The organism is Candidatus Binataceae bacterium (assembly GCA_035500095.1).
In the GTDB taxonomy this organism is placed as follows: domain Bacteria; phylum Desulfobacterota; class Binatia; order Binatales; family Binataceae; genus JAKAVN01.
Genome location: DATJXN010000009.1, coordinates 19789 through 28385, shown reverse-complemented (window position 1 = coordinate 28385; position 8597 = coordinate 19789). Strand labels below are relative to the sequence as shown.

The window sequence follows — 8597 nt, the reverse complement described above, 5'->3', positions numbered from 1 at the left end:
CGCTCGGTAGCTATGGAGTTGAACCGACAACTTCTCCAGCGGAACTTTCATCCGCTGGACACCAGCGCCTTTCGTGGCGCACTGCAGAGCTTCCCTAGTAGTATTCGCTCGACTTCGGACATCAATACTACGCGTGGCGGAACTTGGCACGTCACAGGCGAGGCTAAAATTTACCGACCATCGACTTCGGCGCGATAAATCGCCGCCTGGCCGGGCCCTTCCGCGACTGAGATTTCGATTGACACTATTCCGGGGAGCGCCTGCCTGGTATTCAGAGCCTCATATAGTTCTTTCCAAATAAAGCGCGCGAGCTCCTCCACCGAGCTGTGTCCGATCGGCAAAAGACAGGCGTCGCCCGCGGGCAGGCGGAATTCATCCGCGCCGTAACAGATCCTCAGCTGCCCGTTCTCCAGATGTTCAATCTGCAGACAGTCGCTGTCGGCGGGAACCAGCGTGCGCTCGTCGAGCCGATCGACGATCTCCTTGGTGAGCTGTTTGATGAGGCCGAAGTCGAGCACGTAGCCGGTTGGCGAGAGCCGCCCTTCGACGCGGACGCCGACCTGGTAGTTGTGGCCGTGCAGCGGCTCGCGGAATCCCGGGTAGGCGATAAAATGCGCGGCCGAGAATTTCAGATTCTCCTTGGCAACGTAGATCGAAAATCCGGATGACACGTGCTTACTCCGAGGCGCCGCCTTTTGCCTGCGCGACAAGCCGCGCGAGACATTCATGGGCGACGCCGGTGAACTGATCGCGATAACGCTCGTGGTCGAGCGAAGCGGCACGCATGAAACGCTCCAGTTCGCCCGGCGCGGCCAGCGCGAAGCGGCGCATCAGTTCGCTTCCCCAATCGGTCTCGAGTTCAAGCTCGGCCATCACGTCGTCCACCGCAAGACCGTGCATTCCGCCGAGCACGCACTCCGCGAAGTAGCCGGCCTGACCCGCGCGATCGAGCTCGAAGCTCCGCACTTCCATCGCCTCGCCCATCGAGAGCAGGCGATCCATCCCGTACTCGTTGCGCTTGGAGCGCACCGCCGGGTCGCCGCTGCCGTCATAGCCCGAACCGATCGCGGCAATCGCTACGCGGCCGTCGGCGAGCGGCACCGGATGAAAGATATAACCGTGCGACGTGTAGCCGAGCATCCTGCACAACTCGACACGATAGGCGAGCAGGTCGAAGTCCGTGCGCCGGGCGATGTCGAGCAAGAAATCGCCCAGCACCACGCCCGCGGCATCGGCGCGCGCGATAAGCTCAAGAAACTTCGCCGAATCATATTCCTCGCGCCGCGCGATCAGCGCCGCCCACTCGCGGTCGAACACGAGCCCAACCGCGCCGATCCCGCCGGCGCCATTGAGATCCGCATGCGCGATGATCGGTTCGCCGCAGCTTACCGGCTCGAGATCCATCGCAAGGTAATGGCCGTGGCTGGAGGGCTTGGCGAAGCCGCGGCGCGCGTTGGTAAGGCGCACCGCGAAAGCGTCGCGCGCGATGAGTTTGCTGCCGCCGCCGCGCCGCTCCGCGAGCAATCCATAGCCGCTCAGCAGCGATCCATAGCCGATCACGAGCAGCGTGTCGTTGATCCGATTGTTCGCGTGGATTCGATTCGTCACTTTCCGGCTCATCCAATCGTAGCGGAGACCCGCGAGGGTTAAAACATACGTTCAGATGCACATCAGGACGCCCCGTGCGGGCGCGCCCGTGCTCCGGCCGATCGCACGCAGATAGAGCAGCAATTGCAGACGATATTCGTCGAGCCGTCCCGCGATATCGGCGTCGGTCTTGAAATCCACGACGACCCATCGTTCCCCCTCGGCAATGCGTTCGGGGAAAGCCAGGTCCACAACGCCTTCGACCGTGAGGCCTCCAAAAGCGTCCCGGTCCTCGACCCGCATCGCGAGCGCGCATTCGCGCCGGAGCCGCGCGCCCGCGGCCGCCGCCGCTTTCAGCAACGGGCAACCGAGCGCCGCGGCCACGGCGTCGCACGCAGCCGCCGTCTCGAGCTCGTCCGCACCGAGCATCCGGGCAAAGAAGCGCGCGGCTTCGGCGATCGCGGAGGCGTCAGCATCGAGCGCGACGCGCGAGAGCACGGCGTGTACCAGCGTTCCGAAGCGGACACCCTGGGGGCGCCCCGCGGCGCGCGCGACGCGTTCGATCGCGATCTGTTCCGGGTCGCCCAGCCATGCAGGGCGCTCGCCGCGCTCGGCCATTCTGCGCGCGAGTTCGGTCGCGGCGGCGACGCTGAACGTTTCCTTCGCTCCCGCGGCGAGCGTCGCGCCGTGGCGAGCCTTCCACGCTTCATATTCGCGCGCCCCTTGCGACGCCTCGCGCTCGCCCTTATCGGCGGTCAGCAGGCGATGCTGCCGCAGGCCCATCGTTTCGCGCGCGTCGAGCCTGAGCCGCGCCGGGTCCCACCAAACGATTCGATGGTCCCCGGCTTGCGGGCGATGGAGTCCGGGCGCGACGACCTGCGACTTGGTTGGCGCCCTCGGCGGACGCACGACGACGCTGTCATCGCCGAATACCGGACATCCGGGCGGCGCGGGGTCGAGCGGCGCACGCCGATCCTTGGCCGCGGGATAGATCACGGGATTGAGAAGCGCGAGCCATCCTTCCTGCGGAGCGCTGCCGACGGCCGGAACAATCAGCAGGTCGCGCGCACGCGTAGCGCCGACGTAAAGCAGTCGCATCGCTTCCTCGCGGTCGCGGCGCATCTCCTCTTCGGCGTGTTCCAGAAGCTCGCGCGGGGCGTGCCCGGCGACTCTCAGCGCGCAAAGGCCGCTTGCCGGATCGACCCATCGATGGGCGTCGCCGGCGGTTTCATTGCACGTCAGATCGGCGAGCAGGACCACCGGAAACTCCAACCCCTTGGCGCGATGCACGGTCATGATGCGGACGCCTTCGGCGCCTTCCTCGACCACCGGCGCGTCGGCGCTCTCCTCGCGCGCGGCGCGCGCTTCGAGTTCGTCAACGAAGCCGCGGAAGGAGCGCGCCGCACGGCGGGCCTCGTAGCGCCGCGCGAGATCCATCAGGCGCATCACGTTGGCCAACGCCTGCTCGCCGGTAGGCCAGATTGCGATCGCCGCATGGGCGCGCACGGCGGCGAGCAGCCGCGCGATAGTCTCCGCGATCGGCCTGCGGTTGCGTCCGCGGCTGAGATCGCGCAGCACGCCGAGCGCTTTGCCGACCTCCTCGAGTTCGGCCGGAAGATCGGCGTGGAGCTTGCGAAAGGGATGGAGCGAGCCGGCGGACGCGCGAAAGCGCAGCAGCGCTCCGTCGTCGAGCGCTAACAGCGGGCCGCGCAGCGTCGCGAAGACTGCTAGTTCGTCGTCGGGCCGCTCGATCGCGCCGAGCGCGTTGCGCAGCGCCTCGACTTCCTCGCGCTCGTTGAACGATCCGCCCTTGACCAGGACGTGCGCGATATGGCGCGCCTCCAGCGCGCGCACGTAAGGCCGCGTAACGTCGCGGCCGTAGCTGCTGAAGCGGCGAAAGAGCATGCAGATATGGCGCGGTTCGATCGCCACGCGGACATCGGGCTGGTCGCGCGTGGTCACCGTCCATCCGCTCTCCTCGACCAGCCATCGCACCAGCGCGCCGACCGCGTCGGGAGTCGATTCGTCGATCTGGCGTTTGGTGACGAAGCCGCGCTCGTTGAACGGCGCCGGCACTGGCAATACGACGATCGACGGCTGCGTGGCGCAGTTGGCGCGAAACGGCATCAGCGGCGAATAGGCGGGATGGGTCGGGGACTCCGACGGCATCAGCGGCGCAAAGGCGGCGTTGACGGCCGCCTGCAGCTCGGGGGTCGCGCGAAAGCTGACCGTCAGGTGCTCCAATTCAGCGCCGCAATCGAGCAGGCGGCGCTTGATCTCCTGGTAGAGCGCGACGTCGGCGCGGCGGAAGCGATAAATCGATTGCTTGGGGTCACCGACGATAAAGAGTTTCCCGGGCAGCGGACGCGCGCGGCGCCAGTCGGCTTCGGCGGGATCGTCGGCCGCGAGCAACAGCAGGATTTCCGCCTGCAGCGGATCGGTGTCCTGGAATTCATCGACGAAGATGTGACTGATGCGCCGCTGCAGCTCGGCGCGCACGGCCTCGCGGCCGCGCACGAGATCGCGCGCGATCAGCAGCAGGTCCATGAAGTCCAGCACGCCGGCGCGCTTCTTGGCCTCCTCGTAGTAGCCCACGATCGGCCACAGCTCGTCGCGCAGAAGCGGCGCGAGGTTGGCGCCGGCGCCGTCACGAAAGCGTACGAGGCGCGCGCGCAGCGCGTCGCGCCGCGCAATCACTTCGGCGCGCGGCAGCGATCCGAACTCCTCGCCCCACCCCTTCCATCGCCAGCGTCCGTCATAGCCGCGCAGCAGCGCGAGCAGCGCGGCCTCGAGCGCGTCGTAGTCGCGCCCGCGCACAGTTTCAAGCCGCGTCGCCTCGTCGATCGGACGGGCGATCTCGCCGAGCGCCTTGCCGAGCCAGTCTTCCGGATCGACCTGCGCGATGAGCGCGCCGACTGCGCGGATCTCGTCGACCAGCGCGTCGATTTCGGGATCGCGATCGAACACCTGATGGGCCCACGGCGTCTGGAAGTCGCGCCATTGCAGAAGCTCCCATGCGGCGGAACGGATGATCGGCCGCGGACCCTCGCGGTCGAATCCTTCGCGGCGGCGCAAAAGCCGGCGCAGACCTTCGCTCGGAGCGGCCAGCGCCTGCTCGAACCATCGGTCAAAGGCGCTTTCGAACAGTTCGCCGGCTATGTCGTCGGCCGCAACCTCGAACATCGGATCGACTCGCGCCTCGACCGGGCGCTCACGCAGAAGGTCGGCGCAAAACGAATGGATCGTGCCGATGCGGGCTTCCTCGAGCTGGCCAAGCGTCTCGGAGAGCCGTATACGCTCGGCCGGATCGCGCGCAGGCTCGGCGCGCGCGTTTTCGATCTCCGCGCGCAACCGCAGCTTGAGCTCGCCGGCCGCCTTTTCGGTAAATGTCACCGCGACGATTCGGCCAAGCTCGGCGCGGCCGCTCGCGAGCGCAGCGACGATTCGGTTGACCAAGGCGGTGGTTTTGCCGGTGCCGGCGGCGGCCTCGACGATGAGCGTTGTGTCGAGGTCGCGGCGGATGCGCTCGCGCACGTGTCGATCGGCGATCGCGGGCTCCGCGCCATTGGTGCTGCGCGGCCCGTTCGACGGACTGCTCACCAAAGCTTCCCCGTCCGGCGCACCTTTTTGCTTTTCCGCGTTCATCGCAGCCTGCGCAGGCGCTCGAGCGCGTTAATGCGCGTCGGCGGTTTAAGCGCGACGCGCGTCTCCTCGTACGGTCCGCAAACCATCCGGTAGTCGCACCATTTGCACTCGCCTGCCGCGGGTGCGGCGGGCAGGAACCCCTCGGCGATCGCGCCGGCCACGGTCGCCGCGAATTCGCGCGCCGCGCCGCGTGCCGCCTGGTCGAGCGGCACGACGCGATCCTCGTAGCCGCCGCGGGACGAACAATAGTAGAGACGTCCCGATTCGACCGGTTCGCCGAGCAGCCGTTCGGCGGCGAGCGCATAGAGCACAGGCTGCAACACGCGGCCGCCGCCGATAATCACGTCTTTGGGCGCATCGGCCTTGCCGCTCTTGTGATCGGTAACGCGAAGCCGCCCGCCCAGACCGCGCTCAACCAAATCGATCGATCCGCGCAGGATCAGCCCGGCCTCGAGCGGCACCGGCTCGTCGCGGCTTGCGGGATCGGCCTGCTCGCGTCCCCCCGCAAGTCCGAAGGCGAGTTCGAAGCGCTCGGGCGTCCACGGAACGGGGTCTTCGGCCGCACGCCGCAGCCATTCGCGAAGGTCGGCGCGAATCGCGTCGATCGCGTCCTTCCAGACGCGATCGATCGCGGGCGCGAGCCTCTCATGCCAGTTCGCCGCGATCTCTTCCAGCGTCCGATCCATCAAGGCGAGCGCGTCGTCGAGCGCCGCTCGCTCGACCGGGAGCCGGCCTGCCGCGCGGAGCCGGGTCAGCAGCTCGAACTGGACCTCATGCAGGAGCGCGCCGCGGGTTAGCGGATCGACCACCTCGATCGCCTCGGCCTCTTCGCGCGGCTGGATTCGATGGATCGCGTAAAGCAGGAAACGATACGGGCATGCGGCAAAATGTTGCAACGCGGTGGCCGAATAGGAACGCGCATCGGGACGATGATGATCGAGGGCCGCGCGCGTCTCGGGACCGGGATCGACCAGTCCATCCGCCGGCGTCCACCGCTTGAGCCATCGCCGCGCGCGCGCACGCAAGGCTCGCGCAAGATGCGGGTTGGCGCCGAGCAGGTAGTGCGCCGCGCCAGTCGTCGCTTCCTCATCTTTGCCTGCCAGACGATGGAGCACGGCCAGATCGAATTCGGCATCGTCGATCGCCTGGGCGGCCTCGCGTGGCGCGGGCCAGCCAAGGCGCGCCGCCTGCTCGCCCACCGCGCGCCGTGCGAGTTCGTCGAATCCCGGCAAGCGTCCTTCGGCGGCGCGCAGCACTTCCAGTGCGTAGAACGACGGCACCCGCGGCCGGCCCTGGTCGAGATCGACGCGCGGAAACGAGAACATCGCGCGCCGGCGCGCGGCACCCGCGGCCAGGCGCAGGGCGAGGCGTTCCGCGGCGGCGCGGTTCTGCTGAAGCTCGAGATCGTGCCCAAGCCGCACGCGCGCCAGGTCGGGCAGGATCGGATCCTCGGTCAGCTTCCTGGGAAAGACGCGTTCGGTCAGGCCGGGAACGATCACAACGTCGAACTCGAGACCGCGCAGGTCCTGCGCTGGGGCTACCATCACGGCGCCGTAGCGGCGCGGAGGCCGCGGCGCCTCGAGCCGTCCCAGCCGTTCGGCCAGCACCTGGAGCACCTCGTCGAGTCCGACCGGACCCACTGGCGCCATCGGCTCGAGCTCGGCAAGCGCGGCGAGCACCGGCGCCGAATCGCGCACGGCGAGCGCGGTGAGCGCGCGCAGATGGCCCAGCCACTCGCCCCACGCCGCCTGCAAGGGCAACGCGGCGAGCGCCGTGATCTGCGGCAGCGCGACGTCGCCCAGGTGCTTGAGGTCGAGAATCTGGCGGTCGAAAGCGGCGGCGCGAACGTCGTCGTCTTTGAGTTCCGAGCGTCTCTTCTCCAGTTCCGCTGCGAGCCCTTTAAGCCGGCGCTCCCAGCGCTCGCGATTGCCGATAACCGACGCGTCGACCAGCAATCGCTCCCATCGCCACGGCGCGCGCACGGCGCCTTCGACCACTGGCACCGGATCGGCGGCGCCGTCAGCGAGTTCAGCGGACGCGGCCCCGTTGAGGGCGGCTCCTTCAAGCTCCGCGGACGGCGCGACGCCGGCAGGTTCGAGGTCCGGCGCGATGAAGCGCGCCGGTCCGTCGCGCTCGAGGTCGGGAACCTGCGCGAGCGAGAGATACTCGGCGTAGCGGCGCGCGGAAAGATGTTCGGCGGCCGAGGCCAGGAGCGCGAGCAGCGCGCGGCCGCCGGGCTCGGGACGCATCGCGCCGCGAGCAAACGAGGCGGGAATTGATGCGCGATCGAGCGCCTCTTCAAGATACGGCACGTAACGCGCGGACGCATGCAGCGCCACCGCGATCCGGTCGAAAGGGACACCGCGATCCGCCTCGGTCAGGATGCGGCGCGCTATCTCCACGCACTCCTGCATCTCGCCCGGCGCGGAGATGACTTCCACCGTATCGTCCAGCCGACGCTCCGGCGGCGTTTCGTTGCTGAATAGATAGTTCTGGAGGCGAGCGAGCGAATCGGCGGCGACGCCGGCGCGCGGGACCGGCGGCGGTGCGACGCCGAGCGCCGCGGAAAGCATCGCAAGCGCGGCCGTATCGCCCTCGGGAACGGTCGCAAGTATCGCGGGGGCGCGCGCCGCCAGCGCCGCATACAAATCACGCTCGAGCGTCGAGCCGCCCGCGACGTCGAGCATCAGTATCGGCATCGTGGCCTCGCCCGGCGGCGGATCGGCTTTGACGATCGCCGCCGCCAGCGCGAGCATCGCGGCGCGGTCGATCAGATGTGCGTCGTGAAGTTCTGACTCGAAACGCCGCAGCAGCGCGGCCAGCGGCGGACCGATCTCGTCGAGCGCCGCCAGCTCGTCCGCGTCGATTCCCGCAAGACGGATCTCGTTCAGGGTGCGGGCGAGCGCGCCTGGAAAACCAGGACGATCGGCCACCGGGGCGAAATAACCCAGCGCTCCGGCGGCGGCGAGCTTATAGATCGCGCGAGCTGCGACTCCTTCGAGGCCAAGCCCGGCAGCCGGCACTAATCCGTCGCGAAAGAGCCGGTCGGCGCACAGCGCACCTAGCAGCCGCAAGAGGGTCATTCGACGGACGCCGAAGAGCGCGCGCCGCGCGCTTAATGCGCGCACGAGATCGTCGGCTGCCGGCTGACGCGCCGCGAGCACTAGCACCTCGGCGGACGGCGCGAGCGCCTCGAGCCATTGCGTAGCCGCGGCGAGACGATCGGCAGCGCGCGGCGAGCAAACGATAGCGTGTCGTGGCGGCATCGAGTTGGAGGTGCGGCAGTTAAAGCCGTCCCGGCGATGATCGTCTGCCGCCCGAGCGCGCGCCGCAAGCGCGGCGATGCGGCTTCATGAACAGCGATC

The 8597-nt window shown here is 68.3% G+C and carries 4 protein-coding genes; all 4 read right to left on the bottom strand.

Features of this window, described 5'->3' with window-relative positions:
• Positions 1-170 precede the first annotated feature (170 nt).
• Genes VMI09_01130 through VMI09_01115 form a run of 4 tightly spaced genes read right to left on the bottom strand, consistent with a single transcriptional unit; the run spans position 171 to position 8498 of the window.
• A complete protein-coding gene (locus VMI09_01130) occupies positions 171-671 on the bottom strand; it encodes a 6-carboxytetrahydropterin synthase (GenBank protein HTQ23265.1) in 501 nt (166 codons plus the stop codon).
• 4 nt (positions 672-675) lie between these two features.
• A complete protein-coding gene (locus VMI09_01125; GenBank protein ID HTQ23264.1) occupies positions 676-1608 on the bottom strand; it encodes a hypothetical protein in 933 nt (310 codons plus the stop codon).
• 51 nt (positions 1609-1659) lie between these two features.
• Positions 1660-5187, bottom strand: coding sequence for a UvrD-helicase domain-containing protein (locus VMI09_01120; GenBank protein HTQ23263.1), 3528 nt, complete (start codon positions 5185-5187; stop codon positions 1660-1662).
• A gap of 41 nt (positions 5188-5228) precedes the next feature.
• Positions 5229-8498 (bottom strand): PD-(D/E)XK nuclease family protein, encoded by a 3270-nt coding sequence (locus VMI09_01115; GenBank protein HTQ23262.1) that lies wholly within the window; start codon positions 8496-8498, stop codon positions 5229-5231.
• Between the last annotated feature and the right edge of the window lie 99 nt (positions 8499-8597).

What these genes read in the sequence shown, in the direction of transcription:
- VMI09_01115 (HTQ23262.1), bottom strand. Translation starts at nt 8,498, where the DNA reads ATGCCGCCACGACACGCTATCGTTTGCTCGCCGCGCGCTGCCGATCGT.